Raw genomic sequence first — 22,317 nt, forward strand, 5'->3', positions numbered from 1 at the left:
CACGGCAAACCGTGATATCCAACGGGCAAAATCATGAAGAAAATCGGCTTTCTCTCCTTCGGCCACTGGACGCCTTCGCCCCAGTCGCAGACCCGCTCCGCAGGCGACGCGCTGCTCCAATCGATCGACCTCGCCGTTGCCGCCGAAGAACTTGGTGCGGATGGTGCCTATTTCCGCGTCCACCATTTTGCTCGGCAGCTTGCCTCCCCCTTCCCCTTGCTGGCGGCAGTCGGTGCCAAGACGAAGACCATCGAAATCGGTACCGCGGTCATCGACATGCGCTACGAAAACCCGCTTTATATGGCTGAGGACGCCGGAGCCGCGGATCTGATCGCAGGCGGGCGCCTGCAACTCGGCATCAGCCGCGGTTCGCCCGAGCAGGTCATCGATGGCTGGAGCTATTTCGGCTACCAACCACAGGACGGCTCGACAGATGCCGATATGGGCCGTGGCCATGCCGAAGTGTTCCTGGAAGCGCTGAAAGGTGATGGCTTTGCCCAACCAAACCCGCGTCCGATGTTCCCAAACCCACCCGGCCTGCTGCGCCTTGAGCCCTATTCGGAAGGATTGCGCGACCGCATCTGGTGGGGTGCCGGATCCAACGCAACCGCCGTCTGGGCAGCCAAGCTCGGCATGAATCTGCAAAGTTCGACGTTGAAGGATGACGAAACAGGCGAACCCTTCCACGTCCAGCAGGCGGCGCAAATCCGTGCGTACCGCGAGGCATGGAAAGAAGCCGGCCATAGTCGCACGCCACGCGTATCGGTCAGCCGCAGCATCTTCGCGCTCGTCGACGATCGCGACCGCGCCTATTTCGGTCGCGGCGGCAAGGAACAGGATTCGATCGGCTATATCGACGAAAACACCAAGGCCATCTTTGGCCGCTCCTACGCGGCCGAACCGGAAGCGCTGGTCAAACAGCTCGCCGAAGACCAAGCGATTGCCGAAGCCGATACCCTGCTGCTGACCGTCCCCAATCAGCTTGGCGTCGACTACAACGCCCATGTGATCGAAGCGATCCTGAAGCACGTAGCCCCTGCCCTCGGCTGGCGTTAACTCTCGCGCCCGTCTATTGCTTTAGGGCGAGCGCGCTGCGTCCGCTTGTCGTATCGGCGATCAGCCGGGCAATTTCCTCTGACTTTGCTTCGGGAAAGCTGGCAGTGATCTCCGCACCCGCGCCAGAGAATGCCTCGCTCAGGACCTGCACGCCCTCGAAGGCGGTGAGCCTTGCCTTGAGGATGGCAAGGTCGGAGAACCCGGCGCGGATCGTTCCTTGCAACGTTGGAACGAGCTCGACGAGCTCGCCGGCCCGGAGGCAGGCGGCGGCCGTGCCGCCATAGGCGCGGATCAATCCACCCGTGCCAAGAAGAACGCCGCCAAACCAGCGCGTCACGATAACCATGACCTTGTCCAGCGATTGACCGTCAATCGCCTGCAGTATGGGTTTTCCGGCTGTTCCACTTGGCTCGCCGTCATCGCTGAAGCGGTACGTATGACCAACACGCCAAGCCCAGCAGTTGTGGTTTGCATCGGCCTGGGAGTGCGCTGCAAGCGCCTCCTTCGCTTCGAGCTCACTGGCGATCGGTACGCCGATCGCCAGAAACCGGCTCTTTTTCACGATCTGCTCAAGGGATGTGGTTCGTTCCAGCGAATACATGACAGCTGTATAGGGCAGCGCGAGCGCCGAGCGAAGACGGTTTATCGGGCGGCGGCGGACATGACAGTGGAGAGTCTCTCCGTGGACGCAGCGCTGCCCTTACCCCACTATTGTGCCGGCATCGAGATCCGACCCTTCATGTTCGGATGAAAGCGACAGTAGTAGTCGACCGGGGCGGTTGCCTTCAGCACCACTCGTCCCGATTTGCCGGGAGGAATGACCACCTCCCAGTCTCCCTTCATGGTCGCCGTATGGGCTAGAATGTCCTTGTTGATCCATTCAATGGTGTCGCCTGGCCTTGCGCTAATCTCGGCGGGCAAAAACTTCATCTTTTCGATTGTCACCGTGACCGTTTCTGCCCGCGCCGGAACGACACCTGTTGTCAACGCAGATACCGCAGCGATCCACAGATGCCGTCGCAGCATGTCGAAATCTCCTATTTGAGGTTGGCAGCAACGTGCTCGGCGTGCTGCTGGTGGCCCTGGAAGATTTTCAGACCGGTTTCGAGCAGTTCCTTGAGCTCGACATTGCTCGCCGAGGGGATCAACAGCGTCTCGAGCGCGCCGTTGACCTGCTTATGGTAGGCGACTTCGTTGGCGACGTAGGCCTTGTCGAAGCCCGCGCCGTTGAGCTTGGCGAGTTTCGCCCGCTCATCGGTCGCAGCCTTGGCCAGCGCCTTGCTCGTAGCGTTGTCCTCAGGCGTAACCTTGAGCTTCTTGACCAATGCGAGAGCCTGCGTATTCACGGCCTCATGGTCTCGCACCATGTCCTCAGCGAAGGCAACAACGTCCTTGTTCTTGGATTTCGAGATCGCAAGTTTTGCTGCCTCTACGTCGATGACACCGGCTGTATAGGCGATATGAGCGATCTGCGGGTCCGTCGGTTTGTCCGCGGCCCATGCCGATGGCGCAATTGCGAGCAGGCAAAGCGCGGTCAAGGTTGTCATCTGTTGGGTATGCATGGAACCTCCTTGGCCCGAGCCGGCGAGGCTGGGCGTTGTTTTCTGGAACGAACATTGGATGCCGGCCTAACGATTAGGTTCCCGCGATTAATCGGGAAAGCCGAGACGGCTCATCACGGCGGCCGTCAGACGCTCGCAACGGCGACCGGCAAAGGGAAATGCGGAAAGGAGCACGGGACCGATCTGCTCGTCGAGGCGCTCCCGCACCAGGCGTCTGGCGCGATGCAACCGGGTCTTGACGGTCTCGGTCCGTAGGCCAAGCAGCGCAGCCGTCTCCTCCATGCTCAGCCCCTCGATGACTCGGGCGACAAAGACGGTTCGATAGATATCGGGAAGCGCATCGGTTGCTTGCTCGACCAGCTGCAAGATTTGTCGCTGCGCCATCGTCCGCTCCGGATCGCCACTGGGGTTGTCGACAGGAAACTGGACGATCGTCGCTCCACCGCTTTGCTCCATCGAACTCACCAAGCCCGTCGTCCGCCGTTTTTTTCGCAGACGCCCGAGTGCCTCGTTGATCACAATGCGTGATAGCCAGGTCGCCAGCGACGACTCTCCCCGGAAGCGATCGAGGTGTGCAAATCCCAGCACATAGGCTTCCTGAACAACATCTTCGGCTTCGCTGTCGTTGCGAACGATGCTTCTTGCGAGCCTAAAAAGCCGCTGATTGTGAGACGTCATGATTGCACGAAATGCGTGGCGATCACGTGCAACCGCGCGACGCGCCAGCTCGACATCGGCGAGCGTATCGAGTGCTTCTGCCCGATCGGTTCGAATGTGCGACATGGTCATCTCCTTGCGATGGTTATAGATGGCGCTCGATCGGAAAGGTTCCCGAAAATCATGCGCCTGCATTTAGGCTGTCAAAGGCGTTGACATTGCCGTGGGCCCAGCCGCTCATCTGCATGCTGCGACCATTTTTAAGTGGATGAGTTTGACACGACAGAAAAGATGCCGACATTGCCGTAAAGGCTTTACCGACGCGGCCGCAGAAAGCGGGACCAACGCAGTTTCTGGATGGGATGGATAAGATGGACCTCAAGGACTCGACACTCTTTCGTCAGGCAGCCCTCATTGGCGACAAATGGATCGAGGCCGATCTGTCGAATGCGATCGAAGTCAACAACCCCGCAACAGGCGAAATCATCGGCCGCGTACCGAAACTTGGAGCAGCCGAAACGAAAGCCGCGATCGAGGCCGCACGCATTGCCCAAAAGGGCTGGGCAGCGCGCACCGCCAAGGAGCGTTCGGGCATTCTTCGCAAATGGTTCGAGCTGATGATCGAGAACAAGGATGACCTCGGCCGCATCCTGACGCTCGAACAGGGCAAGCCGCTTGCCGAAGCGACCGGTGAGATCGTCTATGGTGCAAGCTTCATTGAATGGTTCGCAGAGGAAGGCCGGCGCGTCTATGGCGATCTGGTTCCCGGTCACCAGCCCGATAAGCGCATCATGGTGATGAAACAGCCGATCGGGGTAGTCGCGGCGATCACCCCCTGGAATTTCCCGAATGCGATGATTACCCGCAAGGCGGGGCCGGCCTTTGCCGCCGGCTGCGCCATGGTGCTAAAGCCGGCCAGCCAGACGCCGTTCTCGGCCATTGCGATTGCCGTGCTCGCCGAACGCGCCGGGCTGCCGAAAGGGCTGTTTTCTGTCATCACCGGTTCGGCACGCGAGATTGGCGCCGAGATGACCGCCAACCCGACCGTCCGCAAGTTGACCTTCACCGGTTCCACCGAGATAGGCGCCGAGCTTTACAAGCAGAGCGCTGCGACGATCAAGAAGCTTGGGCTGGAACTCGGTGGCAATGCCCCCTTCATCGTCTTCGACGACGCCGATCTCGATGCGGCGGTCGAGGGCGCGCTGATCGCCAAGTTCCGCAACAACGGCCAGACCTGCGTGTGCGCCAACCGGCTCTACGTGCAGGACGGCGTCTACGATGCCTTTGCCGAGAAGCTTGCGACCGCCGTCGGCAGGCTGAAGACCGGCAACGGCTTCGACGAGGGTGTCATTCTCGGGCCGCTGATCGATCAGCCGGCTCTGGAAAAAGTCGAGGAGCACGTTGCCGATGCACTTGCCAAGGGGGCGAGCGTCGTTCAGGGAGGAAAGCGCCATGCCCTCGGCGGCACTTTCTATGAGGCGACGGTGCTCGCCAACGTCACGAAAGAGATGGTCGTTGCCCGCGAGGAGACCTTCGGCCCGGTGGCGCCGCTCTTCCGCTTCAAGGATGAGGCCGACGTGATCGCGCAGGCCAACGACACCGAGTTTGGCCTGGCCTCCTACTTTTATGCCAAGGATCTTGCCCGCGTCTTCCGGGTGGCCGAGGCCCTCGAATACGGCATGGTCGGCGTCAACACCGGGCTGATCTCGACGGCAGAAGCGCCATTTGGCGGCGTCAAGCTCTCCGGCCTGGGGCGAGAGGGCTCAAAATACGGCATCGAAGAATTTATGGAGATTAAATACGTCTGCCTCGGCGGCATCAGTTGAATGCCCGGGGGCTGACGCAGACCGCACGGTCCCCACACTCTTCTTTGGTAGGAACGGCAGGGGTTCTAAGGCCACCGTCCAATACAATGCGACCAGCCAAAGGTGTAACTTTGTTCGCCGGCGTAGCGTTGTATCAACCGAAATTACGCCATTCCTACCAATAGCGTGATTACCTTAGCCATGGTTATTGCACGTCTTTCGTGCCATATTAGCAATCAGCACTGCTCAACATTTGAGTCGCGATCGAGCGCAAGAATGGAGACGATAAAGATGCTCTATGGCCTTCCCAAGCCAATTTCGAATTCCTCTAAGTATTTGAAGGAACGAATACTAGGTTCTGCCGTTTTCTCAGTGGGCGCGCCGACAGGGCAGCCATCCCGTTTCAACCAGCCGGCCGCGGGAGAGCATCATGCAAAAAGGTGAAAGCGACGTCTTCGATCTTTTCTCGGAAATTTACACAAGCGCCGCGCAAGAAGAATTGAGCCTACAGGAATATCTGCTGGCCTGCCGCGATGATAAAAGCCTGTATGCGACAGCACAGGAGCGAATGGTCGAAGCAATCGGCGAGCCGACCCTGATCGATACCAGCGTAGATGAGCGGCTTGGCAGGATTTTCGCCAACCGCACTGTCAAGATCTACCCATCCTTCGCTGATTTCTACGGAATGGAAGATACGATCGAGCGGATCGTCGGCTACTTCAGATATGCCGCTCAAGGGCTCGAGGAACGAAAGCAAATCCTCTATCTGCTTGGGCCGGTCGGCGGCGGCAAATCATCGCTTGCCGAGCGCCTCAAGAGGCTGATGGAGCAGCGCCCGATCTACACCTTGGCCGTTAACGGCAAAATCAGTCCCATCTTCGAGTCTCCTCTCGGCCTCTTCCATCCTGAACGGATGGCAGGGCTGTTGGAAGACAAGTACGGGATTGCACGACGCAGGCTCACGGGCCTGATCTCGCCCTGGGCAACGAAACGGCTCGACGAGATCGGCGGCGACATCTCGAAGTTCAGTGTCGTCAAGCTGACGCCTTCCCGTCTGCGGCAGATCGCAATCGCCAAGACCGAACCGGGTGATGAGAACAACCAGGATGTGTCTGCGCTCGTCGGCAAGGTCGATATCCGCCAGCTGGAAAACTTCAGCCAGGCCGATCCGGACGCCTACTCCTATAGCGGCGGACTGAACAGAACCACGCAAGGACTTCTCGAGTTCGTCGAAATGTTCAAGGCGCCTATCAAGGTGCTGCACCCGCTGCTGACTGCGACGCAGGAAGGCAGCTATAACGGCACCGAGAACTTTGGCGCCTTCCCCTTCCAGGGCATCGTCGTTGCTCACTCCAACGAGTCCGAGTGGCTGCACTTCAAGAACAACAAAAACAACGAGGCGTTCCTCGACCGCATCCTCGTGGTCAAAGTGCCCTATTGCCTGCGGGTCACCGAGGAGCGGCAAATCTACGAGAAGCTGCTGCGCGAGAGCGAATTGGCAAAGAGCCCATGTGCCCCCGAGGTGCTCGAAAATCTCAGCCGCTTCACGGTTGCAACACGGCTCCACGTCCATGAGAACTCACCGCTTTACACCAAGATGCGCGTTTATGACGGCGAGAACCTGAAAGACACCGATCCCAAGGCCAAGTCCGTACAGGAGTATCGTGACGCCGCCGGTGTTGACGAAGGCATGACCGGTATCAGTACGCGCTTTGCCTTCAAGGTTCTCTCTGAAACCTTCAATTACGACACCAAGGAGGTGGCAGCCGACCCCGTACACCTGATGTATATCATGGAGCAGGCGATCCGACGCGAACAGTTTCCGAAGGAAACCGAGGCGCGCTACCTTGATTTCATCAAGTCCGAGCTTGCTGCGCGTTACGCCGAATTCATCGGCCATGAAATCCAGAAAGCCTACCTGGAATCCTATAGCGAATATGGGCAGAACCTGTTCGACCGCTATATCGCCTACGCCGATGCATGGCTGGAAGACCAGGACTTCAAGGACTACGATACCGGACAAATCCTCAACAGGGAGATACTCGATAGCGAGCTGTCGCAGATCGAGAAGCCGGCGGGCATTGCCAATCCCAAGGACTTCCGCAACGAGGTCGTGAAATTCACGTTGCGCGCGCGCGCCAAGAACCATGGGCGCAATCCCTCCTGGACGAGCTATGAAAAACTTCGCGAAGTCATCGAGAAGCGCATGTTCGGTCAGGTCGAAGATCTCCTGCCGGTCATTAGTTTCGGCTCCAAGAAGGACAGCTCGACAGAGAAACAGCACGCCGAATTCGTCCAGCGCATGACGCAGCGTGGCTACACGGTTCGCCAGGTCCGGCGGCTCGTCGATTGGTACATGAGGGTCAACAAAGCCGGTTGACGATGCCGAACCGGGAGATTGGCAGATGCCGAATTTCATCGACCGCCGGCTCAACCCGAAGGACAAGAGCCTCGGCAACCGGCAGCGTTTCCTGAAGCGTGCCCGCGAGGAACTCAAGCGGGCCATCAAGGAACAGGTCAAGTCCGACAAGATTGCCGACGTGGACGCCGCCCATGGCGTCCCGATGCCGAAGCGTGGCGCAGGCGAGCCGACCTTTCAGCCCGCCTCCGACAGCGGTGAGCGCGAGTATATTCTGCCCGGCAACAAGGAATACATGGCGGGTGACAAGCTGTCGCGACCGCAAAGCGGTGGTGGCGGCAGCGGCCGCGGCGCTGGCCGTGGCGAGAGTGAGGATGACTTTCAGTTCATTCTATCCCGCGACGAGGTTCTCGATCTTTTCTTCGAGGACCTTGAGCTGCCTGATATGGTCAAGCTGAATCTCAAGGAAACGGTGACCTACAAGCCGCACCGCGTCGGCTTCAGCACAGCCGGAACACCCACCAACATCAATGTCGGGCGCACCATGCGCAACAGCTTCGGCCGCCGCATGGCCTTGCAGCGGCCGAGCGAAGCCGCGGTGAAAGCGCTTGCGGACGAGATCGCCGCCCTGGAAGCCGAGAAGGCGTTATCCACTGCAAACCGACGGCGCCTACAGGCGCTGCGCGAGGAACTGGAGCAGATGGAGCGCAGACGTCGGCGCATTTCCTATGTCGATCCGGTCGACATTCGCTTCAACCGCTTCGAGCGCCAGCCGCTTCCCAATGCCAGCGCCGTGATGTTCTGCCTGATGGATGTGTCGGCATCCATGGGCGAGCGGGAAAAGGATCTTGCAAAACGCTTCTTCGTCCTGCTGCACCTCTTCCTGACCCGCCGTTACGAGCGGATCGATATCGTCTTCATTCGCCATACCGACGAAGCGCGCGAGGTCGACGAGGAGACGTTCTTCTACAGCAAACAGAGCGGCGGGACGGTCGTTTCCACCGCACTTGAGGAAATGCTTCGTGTGATCGAGGAGCGCTATCCGGCACATTTGTGGAACATTTACGCCGCGCAGGCCTCCGATGGCGATAACATCAGCGGCGATTCCGAACGCTGTGCGGCACTGCTTCGCGACCATTTGATGCGTCTTTGCCAGTATTATGCCTATGTCGAGATCATCGACGAGCGCGAAACGGAAATCTTTGGAACGACCGACAACGGCACATCGCTGTGGCGCGCCTATCGCACGGTCGACGGGGAAGTGCCCAATTTCCAGATGACGCGGATCTCCCGACCCGCAGATATCTATCCCGTGTTCCGCAAGCTCTTTACCCGACAGCCTGCCATGCGTACGCGCAAGTAAGGACGACCAAATGGCGAGACGCTCAAGTTCAGGCCTGCTGTTTGATGGTTCCGATTGGAATTTTGCGACTCTTTCGCGCGCCTACGATGCCATCGAGACGATTGCGCTCGATGAGATGGGATTGGACGTCTATCCCAACCAGCTGGAGATCATTTCCTCCGAGCAGATGCTGGATGCCTACTCCTCGGTGGGCATGCCCCTGATGTACCAGCACTGGTCCTTCGGCAAACGCTTCATTTTCGAAGATCACCTCTATCGCAAGGGACAGCGCGGCCTCGCCTACGAGCTGGTCATTAACTCCAATCCCTGCATCACCTATCTCATGGAAGAAAATACCATGGCAATGCAGGCGCTCGTGACCGCGCATGCCGCCTTCGGCCACAACCATTTTTTCAAGAACAACTATCTTTTCCGCCAATGGACCGACGCTGGCGCCATTCTGAGCTACATGGACTTCGCGAAGAAATACATTGCCAAGTGCGAAGAACGGCACGGGTTGAGCGCAGTGGAGGCGATCCTCGATTCAGCGCACGCCTTGATGGATCAGGGCGTATTCCGCTACCGTCGCCCGCCCCGCCTTTCTTCCGAAAAGGTCAGAGAGCGCGCCCGGGAGCGACTGGAATACGAAGAGCAGACCTACAGCGATTTGTGGCGTACGCTGCCGCTGGCAACCGAAAGCCGCGACCCGGAAGATGCCGAACGCGACGCATCCGAACGCAAGAAGGTTCTCAATCTTCCAGAAGAGAACCTGCTCTATTTCCTGGAAAAGCATAGCCTCATCCTCGATCCTTGGCAGCGCGAGCTTCTCCGGATCGTTCGCGTCATTGCGCAATATTTCTATCCGCAGCGCCAAACCAAGGTGATGAACGAGGGCTGTGCGACCTTCGTGCACTACACGATCATCAACCGCCTCTTCGATCAGGGCCGGATCAGCGAGGGGGCGATGCTGGAATTGCTGAAAAGCCACTCCAACGTCGTATTTCAGCCCGCTTTCGATGACCCGCGCTTTCCTGGCATAAACCCCTACGCCTTGGGGTTCGCGATGATGCAGGACATCGAGCGCATGTGCATGGAACCGACGCAGGAAGATCGCGATTGGTTTCCGTCGTTTGCCGGCAATGGCGATTGGCAGGGGACGCTGCTCGACGCCTGGGCAAACCACCGGGACGAGTCCTTCATGCTGCAATATCTCAGCCCGGCAATGATCCGTAAGTTCCGCCTGTTTCTGCTCTCCGATCGCTCCACCGACAACTACTGCGAAGTATCTGCAATCCATAACGAGCGCGGCTATTCCAAGGTCCGCTCGGCGCTTGCCCACAGTTACGACGTCGGCGCCAGACAGCCCGATATCCAAGTTATCGATGTCGACCTGCTTGGTGATCGGCAGCTTCGGCTGCAGCACAATGTAAAGAACGGCATCCTACTGGAAGAAGGCACACGCGATGCCACGCTGAGCCACATTCGCCGCCTCTGGGGCTACGACGTAAGCCTGAGGGGCGTCGATGCTGAAACCGGCGCGGTTTTCTACGAGTGCTCGACAGCTGAGATCTGAAGCCGGATTGGTCGCCCTGAGGCCCGTTGGCACGACATCGCCGCTCTCGCAATCAGCGAATGCGTTTGCCTTGCCGCAGCCCCGGTTATGCCTTGGTGGACGTTGCGGCATCTGCACGACGCCGAAATTCAATGCTTGTCCTCTTCCGCATGTCTACGCCTGATGCTTCGCACGACGAGCCACATACCAGCAACGACGATCGGAACAGACAGGCCGGTCAGCGTCTCGGGCGACACTTCGAGGCCGACATTGTGCGCGCCTTTTGCCAGGTAACCGAAGAGCCCGACGACATAGTAGGAGATTGCCGCCACCGACAGGCCTTCGACCGTCTGCTGCAGGCGCAGCTGCAGCTGTGCCCGGCGATCCATCGAGTTCAGCACCGTCGTATTGATACGCTCGAGTTCGACGTCGATCCAGCTTCGTAACAGCGCGGTGGCCCGGGCCAGCTTGCGCGAAAGATTCGCCTGACGCTCCTCGACCGACTGACAGGTGCGCATGGCCGGTGCCAGTCGCCGTTCCAGGAAAGAACCGAGCGTCTCGCTACCAGGTATCGCGGTTTCTGCGAGCGCGCGAATGCGCTCCTGGACGATCTCGTAGTAGGCACGGCTGGCTCCGAACCGGTAGAGGCTGAGCGCCGCATTCGCCTCGAGCTCCGCTGCCAGGCGCGTAATCTCGGACAGCATCTGATCCGCCTCGTCGCGGGCGTGCAACTTCATCCGCTGTGTAATCGCGGTCAGGCCGGATTCGATCTGACGTATTTCGGGCGAGAGCGACTGCGCAAGCGGCAGGCCCATCATTGCGAGCGTGCGATAGGTCTCGATATCGAGAAGGCGCTGGACCAGCGCGCCGCGCGCACTGTCGGACATGCCGCGATCGATCACCAAAAACTTCGTCAATCCGTCACCGTCTTGGCGGAAATCGGTCAGGATCGTCGCCTGGCCGTTTCTCAGCTCGCTTCGGCACAGGCTGGTCGGATCGAAGACGGCAATCTCCTGCGCTGTATCCGATGTATCGGGCCGGATCTCCAGACGGATCCCTGATATGAAGGGCCCCGGCGGCGAAAAACTGTCTCCGAAGGGATGAACGGCTATCGGCGCGCCAAACCTCTCGGGCGATGGACAGTCCCAAAAGTATGTTGAGAACTCGGTGTGCCGCTCCCAGCGCAGCGTTCCCTGCCCCCAACTTATCGCATGATGGCTGGTTTCGCGGGCAGGCGGTGCAACGCCGCTGGAGCGGGATAGGTCGGCGAGCATCTCATGGTCGTTATCCCCGGCGCTTTCCGTCAAAAAAGCGAGCTGGAATATGACGCGTGGCGCCTGAACAAGCGCATAGGGCCGGGCATGAATCTCACCCAAAGCGCGTCCTCGAAGATCCGCAGGCGGAAAGCCAAAGCTTCCTTGCGTCATCCATGCATTCCTTTCGGTGGCGGGTTTTCCGGTCATCGATACTGGTGCCGCGGGCAGGTTGAGATGAAGAGGGAACTGAACAGGCTGGATTGGTCGCTTGCGATCAGCGTCAACACCTTCGTACGCCCCTCGCCAACTCGCAAGGAGATTTCTGATGTCCATGATGATGTCCCCACATCGCCCCTCAGGCGAGGGCATGCAAGCATCTCGTCATATGCCTGTCCAGCGCGATCGGTTCGCGCGACCGTTTGCCACAGGCAAAGCATCAAAGAAGCAACTCATCTGCAGTGAGATTTAACGAACGAGGATTGCCCGGAAGTCGTTGACATTGGTACCCGTGGGTCCGGGTTTGACGGGAGCGATCATTTGATATTGCCCGCGTCCCTTGCGCTTTCCAAATTTCGACTTCTCGCTGAAGCTGCCAGAAGCGCCTGCGGTAGGGGCTCGGCAACTCGTCCATCTACTCCGGCAGACCCGCGAGTCGCAGACCTTCGATGTATTTGGCCATGAGTGTCTTATCGAGATAGGGAGCACGGGAGCTGTACCGTTTTATCGAGAAGTCAGGATTGACCTTCAGGAGTTCGCTGGCGGCATGGCGCGCTTCCTCCAGCCTCCCCAGTTGGGCATAGGTCGCTGCAAGCAGGCGGTAGGCAGGTCCAGGCTCGGCCATTTTCTCCAGAAGGGATAGCGCCTCGGAATATTTCCCCGAAAGAAATTTGGCTGCGGCGATATCCCAAAGGTACCAGTCGGGGCGGCTCGGATTGAGCCGAACGGCGAGTTCCCCCATCCTGATGGCATCTTCCAAGCGTCCAAGGTAACCAAGAGCATCACAATATTCTGCGAGGAGGTCACAGTTGTTGGGTGCTAGTTCTCGAGCACGCTCATAGCAGGCTACGGCTCGTTCAGCTTCCCCCCTCCAAAGATGGACAACGCCAAGAGCCCAATGGGTATCCGCATCGATTGGATTAAGCTTCAGGGCCTTGCTTAGCAGGGCCGACGCGGTCGCAAGGGCGGTGTCGATCTCGACGATTTCGTTCCATTTCAGCTTTCTTAGCTCGATCCAGGCCAACCCAATATATGGCCGTGAGTACTCCGGATCATCTTCGATTGCGGCAAGATACATCGCCTTCGCAAGTCGGACCTCGTCCGGGTTCGAGCCCTGATGAAGATGCCTGCCTCGCAGGTAAAGATCATACGCCTTCAGCGACGTCACGGGCTTGCTCAAGACACGCTGCCGCTCTGCCTCTTCGATCTTGACGCTCAGAGCAGCCGGTATGGAACAGGATAACTCGTCTTGGATGTGAAAGATGTCGACAAGGTCGAAGTCGTATTTCTCCGCCCAGATTTGTTCTCCGGCAACATTGGTCAAGTTGGCGTTCACTCTGACACGATTACCAAGCCATCTCACACTGCCGTCCAGCATGTAGTACGGCATCGGCTCGGCGTGCGCCGGTTCTAAGGGCGGTCGTTGAACGACGACAGTCAACCTGGAGAACCGTGCCAAACCGGCAACGACATCTTCTGTTATTCCAGCCGCGAAATATTCCTGGTCCGGATCGCCACTCAAATTGGAGAAGTTCGAAACGTACAGCAGTGTTCTATTCGGCGAAAACTCCCGCCCACGGTATGTTCCGACTGACTGCACTCTCGGCTCAAATGTCGACGTGCGCTCGGGACTCGACGCTTCTCCACTCTCGTCGACAATAATGTTGAAGATGCGAATTGGCCGCCCAATGTTCTTCAGCGCGTGCTCGCCTGCATCTTCGAAGCGAATGCCCAGGCGCTTGCCCAAAGTGTCACGCACCGATGCGGATATCGCTATGCCCCCCGGTCTCGCGATGTTTTCGATGCGTGCTGCCACATTGACGCCATCGCCATAGACATCGTCGTCCTCAAAGATGAGGTCGCCGATGTTTATCCCGATCCGAAATTCTATCCTTCGATCAGCGGGGACCTGCGCATTGCGTTTTCGCATCTCCAATTGTATCTCGAACGCGCATAGAACCGCCTCTTCAGCAGTCTGAAACTCGGTCAGCATCCCATCGCCAACAAGCTTGATTGTACGGCCCTGATACGATGCGATTTTCACGTCCCAAAGTTCGTGTCGGTGCAACTTTAGAGCCGAAAGTGTGCCCTTCTCGTCGATCCCCATCAGTCGACTGTAGCCGACCACGTCAGAGGCCATGATGACAGAAAGCCTTTGCTTCATTGTCGCCCCACCACCCGTCAAGCCCTCAACGGCTATTTAGATTAGCATATATGCAACCATGAGACACTTCCCGTCGCGCTCGCTAAAAAGGTCGACTGAGCCATGTTTCGCTCGCACCTAGACGGCAAGTCTTGGACTAGCAACAAACTATGCGCCCAAAAGCCGCCGTTCCACGTCCCACGCCTATTTGTCGGCGGGTGACTTCCGAAGCGTGACGTATAAATTGGCAACCTTTAAGATGAATGGAGGATGTGCTGATGCCCCGGTTTCTTGCCGTTTACACCATGAAGCCCGAGGACCTGGCGGCCTTTCGAAACCTGCCCAAAGCCGAGCAGGATGCAGTCGACGCCGTCGGCATAAAAGAGTGGTCGGCGTGGGAAGAAAGAAATGCTTCGTCCATCCTTGATCCTGGCGGAATGGTGGGCAAGACGACACGCATGACCAAGGAGGGCGTCGTCAACGCGGTGAACTCGTTCTGCGGCTACTTGGTGGTCGAAGCGGAGAGCGCTGATGCCGCTGCACGACTGTTCGAAGACCACCCGCACATCACCGTTTTTCCGGGGGACGGGGTGGATATAATGCCTTATTTGACGTGACCTCTTTGCGCGGGCATCACCACAGCCGATGATCTCACCTCAGCGACGAGGGAGTCCGCATTGGGCCGGAAGGCGACAACAGCCTCGTCCGCCAGAGCGCTACAAGCGGTCATCGTTCACAATATTGTTGTTACGGTGCCTGACCAAAGAGGAAGTAGGTCCGGTCGTCGAACGTTATCTTGATGATGGTAGCGGAAGGCCCACTAGCACAGTCTTCTTGGGAAAAATTGTGAGGCACGGCATCGGAAATTGCCGCCGGCAGCTTTCGATTGCCAAAGAAATCCAGTTTTTGTGATCGCTTGATCCGTTCTATTTCGATGCCTTGCTTTCTGACGAAAACAAAGGCGAAGTGTCCCTCATCGGAGGAATACTCGATCTTCGCGAGATGAACATTTACCCTTGCGGCGAGGTCGCCGCTTATGTCCAGTCGATCCTGATATGGGCGGAGAATACATACCGCCTCGAAATCTGGTGCCGTCAAAGTGCCCATTTTTCGAATGCTGCCCATGGGAGTACCTAGCAGCGACTCATGTAAAGAGGTCATGTACAACGGACTTGCTAGGCACACGGGCGGTGCCGCGAAGAGGGCTGCTAAAAGAAGAATACGTCTGAACAAGATCACATGCAGCATCCCTGGCAAAGTCCTTCTTTCCCTACTGAAGCGCGGTCAAGGATACTCGCGCTTGCACATCGCTACGAACGAAGGCACCGCCTCGGGCTTTGAAATGGCCATTTCCTCAATGATATCGGCAAAGTTTTGGGTGGCCTTGTGGGCTTGCTCCCTTGTGCCGCCTACTGCCAGAACATTTGCAACGCCCTGTTCATATAAGACCTTGAACTTGGCCATGTATCGATCGGAATTTGCTTCGTCCCCAGTGTCCTTACTAGCCCTTGCCAAGGCTCTGTAAAGCACTGCGCATGCCATCGGCCTATCATCATAGGCCGATTGCCGCTTCGGCTCCGCCATAGCGGAAAGCGAAATCAAGTAAATTCCCACCGTTGATACCAGAAGTGTAATCGCCCTCAAGACCGTTCCCTTTGGCTAGCAGTCCTGTTTATGATCGCTCTTTGGTTGCAATTCCTATCACGGCGCAATTTCCAAACGGTAAGGCAAATCACTACAAATTTCGATGTCTGCAAAGGGCCGATACTGTTGAAAAACTCGCCATTGCCGAGGCTTGGGACGCGTGATTCACTCCTCTGAGTGATTTGTGGGATCAGGCGAATGATGGGATGTCAGACAGTTCCGGCGCAACTCTTTTACGACTTCTGCCTCGATGATCACGTCCCTATAGACCATCTGCTGCGCGGGATTGACCGCCATCTCGACCTGGATAGCGTTCGAGCGCAGTTGAAGCCGTTCTACAGCTACCGGCCGTCCCTCAATTGATCCCGAGCTGATGATGATACGGATGCTGATCATCGGGTAGAGGTCCATCTCAATCTCGCCTATCGCTGGTTCTGCCGCCTTGGTCGGCAAGGTGCCGGACCATTCCAGCTTCTCGAAGAACCGTCATGGCCGGTTCCGGCAAAGCGACATCCTGCGGCATATGTTCGAGACGGTGGTGGAGCGCTGTCTGGCGCAGGGACTGGTCGGCGCGGAAGGCTTTGCCATCGATGCCAGCTTGATCGCGGCGGACGCCAACAAGCAGCGCTCGGTGCCTGGCGCGGAATGGGAATCCAACGAGGATGCCGGTCGATCGGTGCAGGAATATCTGGCGGTTCTCGATGACGCGGCTTTTGGTGCTCCCTCTGCCGTAACGCCGAAGTTCATCTCCCCATCCGATCCGGCAGCTCAATGGACCGGTGCTCACAAAGGCCATGCCTTCTTCGCCTCCGCCACCAACTATCTGATCGATACCGATCACGGCGTCATCCTCGATGTGGAGGCGACATGCGCCATCCGCCAGGCGGAGGTGGGAGCATCCCGCACGATGATCGATAGGACAGAGAACCGCTTCGGCTTGAAGCCGGACTATCTCGCTGCTGACAGCGCCTATGGTTCTGCCGACAATCTGGCTTGGCTGGTCAAGGAAAAGAAGATCGCGCCCCACATTCCTGTCTTCGACAAATCGAACCGGACCGACGGGACCTTCTCGCGCTCGGACTTCACCTGGGACAGTGAGAGTGATCGCTACATCTGCCCGGCGGCCAAGGAGCTGAAGCAGTTCCACCGAACCTATGCAACGCCCAGATCGGGGATCACGAGCGAAGGGACACGGCTCTATCGCGCCAGCAAGAAGGACTGCGACGCCTGTGAACTCAAACAGCGCTGCTGTCCGAATGCGGTTGCACGCAAGGTACCGCGTGATCTCAACGAAGATGCCCGCGATGTCGCCCGAGCGATTGCTGCCACGCCAGAATATGAGCAGTCCCGGCATCGTCGCAAGAAGGTCGAGATGCTCTTCGCACACTTGAAGCGCATTCTTCGGATGGCCCGCTTGAGGCTGCGAGGTCCGTGCGGGGCGCGAGACGAATTCCTGCTTGCAGCAACCGCCCAAAACCTCAGGAGACTGGCCAAACTCAGACCACAAAGGTCGCCGCACGGCGTCTTCGCCGTATAAGAGCGGCATAACTCGATACCTTGCGCACAGGCGCAGGGCAGATAACCGATAACTCCCTGCCCAAAACCCCTAAACGGCGGGCTAAGCGGCCAATCCATCGAGTTTTTCAACGATATCCGCCGAAGGCAGACGATCCGCCTCGGCGGCAAGAGACGTTCAGATACTGGACAATGCACCCTCCTAAGGAGACTATCCTCGATAGTCTTTGCGTCATAGGATCGTCACCCGCACGGGGTGAAACCGCTTGCGGTTTGGTGGCTTGCCATAGAGGGTGGTCGGGATTTCTCCCGAGACGCCCTGAACGATTTAAGAAATTCCGTTTTTGCAGCGATCGCCGCATTTCCGAAAAATTCTAAACGGCCTGCCGCGAATGAATTTATTACACTAGATTCGAGCCATAGTTTCACAGGCGAGCTGTGACTGGCACAGATCGGACCGATATAAAGCTAAAGATTGCTTTTCTCGCGCGAAATGCCTGCAATCGCGTTATAACTTGACTTTCTCGCAAATCATACACCACAATTGACATATGGCTTCGTTAACGCCCCCATCGGGCGCTCATGAGGTAGAGAGAGAAGGCATAACTTAATGGCACTGAGAAGCGCAGACATTTTGTTCAAGGATGAATCCGCCGGCACGTTGGTCGAAACGGCCAACGGCGGAACCCGCTTCGCCTATCGTTCAGACTGGAATAAAGGCAATATCGCCTGCTGCTTCCCCTCCACGCAACGCGAACATGAATGGAAGGTCGGCCTGCATCCGTTCTTCCAGCACCTCGGCCCGGAAGGATGGCTACGCGAACAACAGGCACGTTCGGCACATGTCGTTGAAGAAGACGACCTTGGGCTGCTCCTTCGTTACGGCGCAGACTGTATCGGGGCCGTCAGCATCCGGCCGCCGGTCGATGCCGCACAGCTCCCGGAAATCACCGAAGCCACGGCCAGCCCCGGACGCACGGTTTCAGGTGTGCAGAAGAAACTGCTTGTCACCAAGGACGATGAAAACAGGTTTGTTCCCGCGAGTGCGACGGGATCAGCGCCCTATATCGCTAAATTCAATTCCGACCGGATAGACAACCTCGTTCGGAATGAACTCCTGAGCCTGCGATGGACCGCCGCCGTCCTTGGCGAAAGGGAAGTGACCGCGTTCACGACCTCGCTCATCGCGGCTGTTGACGAAACGGCGCTCATTGTTACCCGCTTCGACCGGAAACCGAACGGCGAGAAACTGCGCCTCGAAGACTGTGCGCAGATACTCCGCAAGCCCAAGGGACAGGACTACGCAGGCAAGTATGATGCGACCTACGAGGATATTGCCGCGATCATTCGTCGGCACTCATCGCGCGCCCCAATCGACCTCTTGCGGTTTTTCAATCGCCTGATCGTCTTCACCCTGATCGGGAATTGCGATGCCCACCTGAAAAACTTCTCCCTTCTGGAAACGCCAACGGGCTTACGGCTATCCCCCGCCTATGATGTGGTCAACACCGCATTTTATGACGGGTTCGACCAGACATTGGCGCTGTCAATCGGCGGTGAGAAAATCCATCTGGAAGCGGCCAACCAGGCGATTTTCCGTGCCTTCGGCAAGGAAATCGGCCTGCCGGACAGGGCCATCGACCAGACATTCAGACAGCTAAAGCGGCAGGTGGAGAAGGCTGCATCCATTATCCGTCCGCCCGACGCGGAGCCGCCGGACGGCTTCGTTCATAGATTCAAAGAGATCGTGGACAATTCATGCCTGAGAATACTGGAAACATAGCCTCGCTCGCGTGGCAACGGTACGTGGAAGAAACCTTGCGCCGTCGCAAGGCGGAAGGTCTTACACAAAAAGATCATTCGGCTTTGGCGGGTGTCAGCCATCCGACAATGGCTGCGTTTGAGCGTGGTGAAACGACCCTGACACTGGCGAAAGCGCTCGATATCCTGCGCGTCGTGGGTTTGGTGGATGAGCCTACCGAGGGGGACACGCAAGCCCGGTTCGTGCGCGATGCATTTGAGCGTTGGCGTAATCTGGTTGCTCCGCTCCCCCAGGATTCGCCTGCGCGGTTTCCAAATGGCTGGTATCGGTTCGACTACTGGCTTGAGGGCGATCTCAAGATGCCGGAGCTGATCGCCTTTGAACGCATTCTTGAAAAGGCCGTAGTTCGCAAAACGGGCTGGCCGCCGTTCTGGCTTCCGACACGCGAGGCTATTCAGCCGCGTGAAGTTGATGGACTGATTGAATGTTGGCTTGCACCGCAAGGCGAGGAAGTCGAGCGCGGGTTTAATGATCCTGCGCATTGCGATTTCTGGCGTGCGGCACCTTCGGGGCGCATGTTCCTGATCCGCGGTTATCAGGAAGACGGTGCAGAGACATTCCCCGCCGGAACGATTCTCGACACGACGCTTCCCCTATGGCGGATGGGTGAGGTTCTGTTGCACGCGGAAAAGCTTGCATCGCTCCTTCGCAAAGATGCCGATACAGCCGTGACGGTTTATTTCCGCGCCATGTTCACGGGCCTGCGCGGTCGCGTGTTGCGCTCCTGGGCTAACCCGCTGAGTGATCTGCTTGTCGAAGGTCATGCGGCGCGAAGCGATGAAGCCGTGCTGGAGGCAAAGTTTTCTGCCAACGACATCGAGAGCCGATTGGCCGAATGCATGCTCCCGTTGTTGACGTCGCTCTATGAGAGGTTTGGCGTGGCAGGGCTTTCGCTCAATCGCGTCGAGGCGGAAGTGCAACGCTTGTTGAATAGCCCCATCAGCAAAGCACGTCATCCGCGCCGCTAGCGGTGACCGCAAACCGCCTGGGATGGCGCAAAGACCGCAGTCCACGGACTCGGCCACGTCAGCATGAAGGGCACCCATCAAGCGGAGAGGTACTTAATCTGGTACGCAAGGCGGCGTTTCACAAACGCCGGCTTTGAACCCTCAAGAATCTTCACGAAAGCGTCATTACGCGGATTTTCGATAGACCCGGATTCATAAGTAAACTTGTAGCCAGCCGCTTTGTCCAAAGTCATGTAAAGTACCTGCTCGGCATCTGCACCAACGGCCAGACTCGCCGTCACCTGCTCCGCAGTGCCGGTCGCTTGGCAGAAAGAAGTTCACCGGGGATTGGGTGCTTAGAGCGTCCTCTCCATGAAAATCGTGATGGGCTTCAAGCTTTGGGGAACGGCTCGGAAATGGCCACTGCGCTTGAAACCAAAGCCTTCGTACAGAGCTATGGCATCACTCATAAACGTGACAGTTTCCAACCTCACACTTGCGTATCCATCATCGCGCATTCTATCTAGGCAGGCGGTCATCAGGCCCTTCGCAACGCCTCTGCCTCTCGCCTCGGGGCGAACGTACATTTTCTGTAGTTCGGCGATACCGTCGTCTGACTTCGAATAGCCAGCGCACCCGGCAAGATATTTATCGACGCTGGCTAAGAAGAACCCCGCGCCGCGTTGTCTGAACTTTTCCATTAAAGTCTCTATGGTGTGTCCGTAGATGTAATCCATCAATACAACATCTGGCACTCGGAACTTGCGTGACTCTTCGGCGTCCCATTTGCCCATGGCCTTGATGAGCGCATGTGCCGCTTCGAAGTCAGACAAAGAAACAATTGCTCGGACTTCCATGAAGCACCCCCAAAGGTAGCAAATGCCTGGTGACAATTGCTACCTTATAGCGCAGAATCGCTGAACTGTCTTGCGACGTGTCGCAAGCGCGGGCATTAGGGCGGCAGAGTTCCGGCGCAATGAACCGAACATATGGCCGCAACATCTCTGAGATTGTAAACAAGTACCGGGTCAGCGATGCCAAGCGGCGGCCGATCACGACACGCGATCCGGGGACAGTCACCATGTTGGAATCAGGTTTTGGAACGAAGCCGAACTCCAATCGAAAGTTCTTACGCACCACAGGCATGACCTCGGGCAGAACCAGCTTGCCCTGCCGCGCCATCGTCCGGCAAGCGGACAGGTGATTGGCCTTCAATCCATAACGGTCTGCTACCTCATTCACCGTCACGCCGGGTCGCAAGCTCTCCGAAACGATCTGCGCTTTGACCTCATCCGGCCCTGCCGGCGAACCTCAACGCCCGTTCTTCGCGGTCGTGAGAACCTCCAACGTACTCTCCATGGAGAAACTCCCTTTGCTCGTCCATGGAAAGCCGATCACAGATCAAGGCGGACAGGACAACGTGGGAGCAAGACACCCGGTTGCCGCTCTTCGCCATTTTAGGAGAACCTGTGCTCCTTGCCTTTGAACGGTGAGGCGAACAGCGTTTCGCCCACCGAAATCGAACGATCGCCTTCCGTACGTACGACAAGCGACGGGAGTTCCGGTAAGTCAAGATGGACAACCGTGTCCGCGCCCAGCCTTTCAATGTGCCGCACGACGCCGCGCCACTTTCCATCCGTCGTGGAAAGCGAAATGTGCTCCGGACGGATGCCATAGGTCTTGCAGCTCTCACGTTTGGCCACCTCTCCCTCGAAGAGGTTCATCTTGGGCGAGCCGATGAAGCCTGCGACGAACGGCGTGGCCGGATTGTTGTAGAGCGCCATTGGTGTTCCGACTTGCTCGATCGTTCCGCCGTTGAGCACGACAATCTTGTCGGCCATGGTCATCGCCTCGACCTGATCGTGCGTTACATAGATCATCGTTGCGCCAAGTTTGGCGTGCAGCTCAGTCAGCTCGATACGCATCTGTGCTCGCAATGAAGCGTCGAGGTTCGACAAGGGCTCATCGAACAAGAAGACCTTTGGATTGCGGATGATGGCGCGACCGATTGCGACGCGCTGCCGTTGTCCGCCCGAAAGCGCCTTGGGCTTTCGATCCAACAGATGGGAAAGCTGAAGAATGTCGGCGGTCTGCTTGACCTTTTCCGCGATCTCAGCCTTGGGCCGTTTGGCAAGCGACAGGCCGAAGCCGATATTTTCCGCCACGGTCAGATGAGGATAAAGGGCATAGGACTGGAAGACCATGGCGATGCCGCGCTGGGAGGGTTCGGCATCGGTAACGTCCTTGCCGTCGATGAACACCTTTCCCGAGCTCGACGTCTCAAGTCCTGAAATGATCCTCAGCAAAGTCGATTTTCCGCAACCTGAAGGACCGACGAAGACGCAGAATTCCCCCGCCTCGATCGTAAGATCGACGCCCTTCATCACATCAAGGCTACCGAAGCTCTTGCGGACATTGTCAAGCACAACGCTGGTCATTGC

At 57.7% G+C, this 22,317-nt stretch carries 19 protein-coding genes and 2 pseudogenes; 9 read left to right on the forward strand and 12 right to left on the reverse strand.

The annotated features are described in order from the left end of the window. The first annotated feature begins 33 nt into the window (after nucleotides 1-33). Nucleotides 34-1,056, forward strand: coding sequence for an LLM class flavin-dependent oxidoreductase (locus tag FHX09_RS06820; protein WP_184449568.1), 1,023 nt, complete (start codon nucleotides 34-36; stop codon nucleotides 1,054-1,056). 13 nt (nucleotides 1,057-1,069) lie between these two features. Here the strand turns inward: FHX09_RS06820 and FHX09_RS06825 are convergent, their stop codons facing one another. The 4 genes from FHX09_RS06825 to FHX09_RS06840 all read right to left on the reverse strand — a co-directional run bounded on the left by FHX09_RS06825 (nucleotide 1,070) and on the right by FHX09_RS06840 (nucleotide 3,401). After that, the gene (locus tag FHX09_RS06825; protein ID WP_184449570.1) at nucleotides 1,070-1,657 is read right to left on the reverse strand and encodes a YigZ family protein; all 588 of its coding nucleotides are present in this window, start codon (nucleotides 1,655-1,657) and stop codon (nucleotides 1,070-1,072) included. 107 nt (nucleotides 1,658-1,764) lie between these two features. After that, the gene (locus tag FHX09_RS06830) at nucleotides 1,765-2,082 is read right to left on the reverse strand and encodes a cupredoxin domain-containing protein (protein WP_132588887.1); all 318 of its coding nucleotides are present in this window, start codon (nucleotides 2,080-2,082) and stop codon (nucleotides 1,765-1,767) included. Between the two features lie 11 nt (nucleotides 2,083-2,093). Then, nucleotides 2,094-2,618 (reverse strand): DUF4142 domain-containing protein, encoded by a 525-nt coding sequence (locus FHX09_RS06835; protein ID WP_184449572.1) that lies wholly within the window; start codon nucleotides 2,616-2,618, stop codon nucleotides 2,094-2,096. Nucleotides 2,619-2,705: 87 nt separating this feature from the next. After that, nucleotides 2,706-3,401: an RNA polymerase sigma factor gene (locus tag FHX09_RS06840; RefSeq protein WP_132588885.1), complete on the reverse strand. Its 696-nt coding sequence runs from the start codon at nucleotides 3,399-3,401 to the stop codon at nucleotides 2,706-2,708. A gap of 245 nt (nucleotides 3,402-3,646) precedes the next feature. Here FHX09_RS06840 and gabD point away from each other — a divergent pair, with 245 nt between their 5' ends. The 4 genes from gabD to FHX09_RS06860 all read left to right on the forward strand — a co-directional run bounded on the left by gabD (nucleotide 3,647) and on the right by FHX09_RS06860 (nucleotide 10,354). After that, complete coding sequence (gene gabD / locus FHX09_RS06845) at nucleotides 3,647-5,101, forward strand: NADP-dependent succinate-semialdehyde dehydrogenase (RefSeq protein ID WP_184449574.1); 1,455 nt, start codon at nucleotides 3,647-3,649, stop codon at nucleotides 5,099-5,101. 409 nt (nucleotides 5,102-5,510) lie between these two features. After that, nucleotides 5,511-7,460, forward strand: a complete 1,950-nt coding sequence (locus FHX09_RS06850; protein ID WP_132588883.1) for a PrkA family serine protein kinase — start codon at nucleotides 5,511-5,513, stop codon at nucleotides 7,458-7,460. 25 nt (nucleotides 7,461-7,485) lie between these two features. Continuing rightward, nucleotides 7,486-8,802 (forward strand): YeaH/YhbH family protein, encoded by a 1,317-nt coding sequence (locus FHX09_RS06855; RefSeq protein WP_132588882.1) that lies wholly within the window; start codon nucleotides 7,486-7,488, stop codon nucleotides 8,800-8,802. A 10-nt stretch (nucleotides 8,803-8,812) separates the two neighbouring features. Then, complete coding sequence (locus FHX09_RS06860) at nucleotides 8,813-10,354, forward strand: SpoVR family protein (RefSeq protein WP_132588881.1); 1,542 nt, start codon at nucleotides 8,813-8,815, stop codon at nucleotides 10,352-10,354. Nucleotides 10,355-10,482: 128 nt separating this feature from the next. Here the strand turns inward: FHX09_RS06860 and FHX09_RS06865 are convergent, their stop codons facing one another. Both FHX09_RS06865 and FHX09_RS06870 read right to left on the reverse strand, forming a co-directional pair. Continuing rightward, nucleotides 10,483-11,760: a DUF3422 family protein gene (locus FHX09_RS06865; protein ID WP_132588880.1), complete on the reverse strand. Its 1,278-nt coding sequence runs from the start codon at nucleotides 11,758-11,760 to the stop codon at nucleotides 10,483-10,485. A 460-nt stretch (nucleotides 11,761-12,220) separates the two neighbouring features. Beyond that, nucleotides 12,221-13,969, reverse strand: a complete 1,749-nt coding sequence (locus tag FHX09_RS06870) for an adenylate/guanylate cyclase domain-containing protein (protein ID WP_184449576.1) — start codon at nucleotides 13,967-13,969, stop codon at nucleotides 12,221-12,223. A 257-nt stretch (nucleotides 13,970-14,226) separates the two neighbouring features. Between FHX09_RS06870 and FHX09_RS06875 the strand changes: the two genes are divergently transcribed. Next, nucleotides 14,227-14,565, forward strand: coding sequence for a hypothetical protein (locus FHX09_RS06875; RefSeq protein WP_184449578.1), 339 nt, complete (start codon nucleotides 14,227-14,229; stop codon nucleotides 14,563-14,565). Nucleotides 14,566-14,695: 130 nt separating this feature from the next. Here the strand turns inward: FHX09_RS06875 and FHX09_RS06880 are convergent, their stop codons facing one another. Both FHX09_RS06880 and FHX09_RS06885 read right to left on the reverse strand, forming a co-directional pair. Continuing rightward, a complete protein-coding gene (locus tag FHX09_RS06880; protein ID WP_132595275.1) occupies nucleotides 14,696-15,196 on the reverse strand; it encodes a hypothetical protein in 501 nt (166 codons plus the stop codon). 36 nt (nucleotides 15,197-15,232) lie between these two features. Then, nucleotides 15,233-15,412 (reverse strand): hypothetical protein, encoded by a 180-nt coding sequence (locus tag FHX09_RS06885; protein WP_184449580.1) that lies wholly within the window; start codon nucleotides 15,410-15,412, stop codon nucleotides 15,233-15,235. Between the two features lie 378 nt (nucleotides 15,413-15,790). On the opposite strand from FHX09_RS06885, the pseudogene FHX09_RS06890 reads away from it, so the two are divergent. From FHX09_RS06890 to FHX09_RS06900, 3 genes and pseudogenes are all read left to right on the forward strand, one after another. Then, nucleotides 15,791-17,129 (forward strand): annotated as a pseudogene (locus FHX09_RS06890) (IS1182 family transposase). A 588-nt stretch (nucleotides 17,130-17,717) separates the two neighbouring features. Beyond that, the gene (locus FHX09_RS06895; RefSeq protein WP_184449582.1) at nucleotides 17,718-18,890 is read left to right on the forward strand and encodes a type II toxin-antitoxin system HipA family toxin; all 1,173 of its coding nucleotides are present in this window, start codon (nucleotides 17,718-17,720) and stop codon (nucleotides 18,888-18,890) included. Then, nucleotides 18,866-19,897 (forward strand): helix-turn-helix domain-containing protein, encoded by a 1,032-nt coding sequence (locus tag FHX09_RS06900; protein ID WP_132595281.1) that lies wholly within the window; start codon nucleotides 18,866-18,868, stop codon nucleotides 19,895-19,897. The genes FHX09_RS06895 and FHX09_RS06900 overlap by 25 nt, the downstream gene beginning before the upstream one ends. Nucleotides 19,898-19,974: 77 nt before the next feature. Here the strand turns inward: FHX09_RS06900 and FHX09_RS30430 are convergent. From FHX09_RS30430 to FHX09_RS06915, 4 genes and pseudogenes are all read right to left on the reverse strand, one after another. Next, nucleotides 19,975-20,169: pseudogene (locus FHX09_RS30430) on the reverse strand (hypothetical protein); the annotation flags it as partial. 63 nt (nucleotides 20,170-20,232) lie between these two features. Then, complete coding sequence (locus FHX09_RS06905) at nucleotides 20,233-20,733, reverse strand: GNAT family N-acetyltransferase (RefSeq protein WP_183723175.1); 501 nt, start codon at nucleotides 20,731-20,733, stop codon at nucleotides 20,233-20,235. Beyond that, the gene (locus tag FHX09_RS29695; protein WP_348649159.1) at nucleotides 20,702-21,124 is read right to left on the reverse strand and encodes a hypothetical protein; all 423 of its coding nucleotides are present in this window, start codon (nucleotides 21,122-21,124) and stop codon (nucleotides 20,702-20,704) included. Before FHX09_RS29695 ends, FHX09_RS06905 begins: the two co-directional genes overlap by 32 nt. Nucleotides 21,125-21,333: 209 nt before the next feature. Beyond that, nucleotides 21,334-22,314, reverse strand: a complete 981-nt coding sequence (locus FHX09_RS06915) for an ABC transporter ATP-binding protein (RefSeq protein ID WP_132593631.1) — start codon at nucleotides 22,312-22,314, stop codon at nucleotides 21,334-21,336. Nucleotides 22,315-22,317: the final 3 nt, after the last annotated feature.

The organism is Rhizobium sp. BK538, from assembly GCF_014197575.1.
Lineage (GTDB): Bacteria > Pseudomonadota > Alphaproteobacteria > Rhizobiales > Rhizobiaceae > Rhizobium.

What these genes read in the sequence shown, in the direction of transcription:
- FHX09_RS06870 (WP_184449576.1), bottom strand. Translation starts at nt 13,969, where the DNA reads ATGAAGCAAAGGCTTTCTGTCATCATGGCCTCTGACGTGGTCGGCTAC.
- FHX09_RS06915 (WP_132593631.1), bottom strand. Translation starts at nt 22,314, where the DNA reads ATGACCAGCGTTGTGCTTGACAATGTCCGCAAGAGCTTCGGTAGCCTT.
- FHX09_RS06855 (WP_132588882.1), top strand. Translation starts at nt 7,486, where the DNA reads ATGCCGAATTTCATCGACCGCCGGCTCAACCCGAAGGACAAGAGCCTC.
- FHX09_RS06865 (WP_132588880.1), bottom strand. Translation starts at nt 11,760, where the DNA reads ATGACGCAAGGAAGCTTTGGCTTTCCGCCTGCGGATCTTCGAGGACGC.
- FHX09_RS06830 (WP_132588887.1), bottom strand. Translation starts at nt 2,082, where the DNA reads ATGCTGCGACGGCATCTGTGGATCGCTGCGGTATCTGCGTTGACAACA.
- FHX09_RS06900 (WP_132595281.1), top strand. Translation starts at nt 18,866, where the DNA reads ATGCCTGAGAATACTGGAAACATAGCCTCGCTCGCGTGGCAACGGTAC.
- FHX09_RS06885 (WP_184449580.1), bottom strand. Translation starts at nt 15,412, where the DNA reads ATGGCCAAGTTCAAGGTCTTATATGAACAGGGCGTTGCAAATGTTCTG.
- FHX09_RS06840 (WP_132588885.1), bottom strand. Translation starts at nt 3,401, where the DNA reads ATGTCGCACATTCGAACCGATCGGGCAGAAGCACTCGATACGCTCGCC.
- FHX09_RS06895 (WP_184449582.1), top strand. Translation starts at nt 17,718, where the DNA reads ATGGCACTGAGAAGCGCAGACATTTTGTTCAAGGATGAATCCGCCGGC.
- FHX09_RS06905 (WP_183723175.1), bottom strand. Translation starts at nt 20,733, where the DNA reads ATGGAAGTCCGAGCAATTGTTTCTTTGTCTGACTTCGAAGCGGCACAT.
- FHX09_RS06820 (WP_184449568.1), top strand. Translation starts at nt 34, where the DNA reads ATGAAGAAAATCGGCTTTCTCTCCTTCGGCCACTGGACGCCTTCGCCC.
- FHX09_RS06825 (WP_184449570.1), bottom strand. Translation starts at nt 1,657, where the DNA reads ATGTATTCGCTGGAACGAACCACATCCCTTGAGCAGATCGTGAAAAAG.
- FHX09_RS06850 (WP_132588883.1), top strand. Translation starts at nt 5,511, where the DNA reads ATGCAAAAAGGTGAAAGCGACGTCTTCGATCTTTTCTCGGAAATTTAC.
- FHX09_RS06875 (WP_184449578.1), top strand. Translation starts at nt 14,227, where the DNA reads ATGCCCCGGTTTCTTGCCGTTTACACCATGAAGCCCGAGGACCTGGCG.
- FHX09_RS06835 (WP_184449572.1), bottom strand. Translation starts at nt 2,618, where the DNA reads ATGCATACCCAACAGATGACAACCTTGACCGCGCTTTGCCTGCTCGCA.
- FHX09_RS06880 (WP_132595275.1), bottom strand. Translation starts at nt 15,196, where the DNA reads ATGCTGCATGTGATCTTGTTCAGACGTATTCTTCTTTTAGCAGCCCTC.
- FHX09_RS06860 (WP_132588881.1), top strand. Translation starts at nt 8,813, where the DNA reads ATGGCGAGACGCTCAAGTTCAGGCCTGCTGTTTGATGGTTCCGATTGG.
- gabD (WP_184449574.1), top strand. Translation starts at nt 3,647, where the DNA reads ATGGACCTCAAGGACTCGACACTCTTTCGTCAGGCAGCCCTCATTGGC.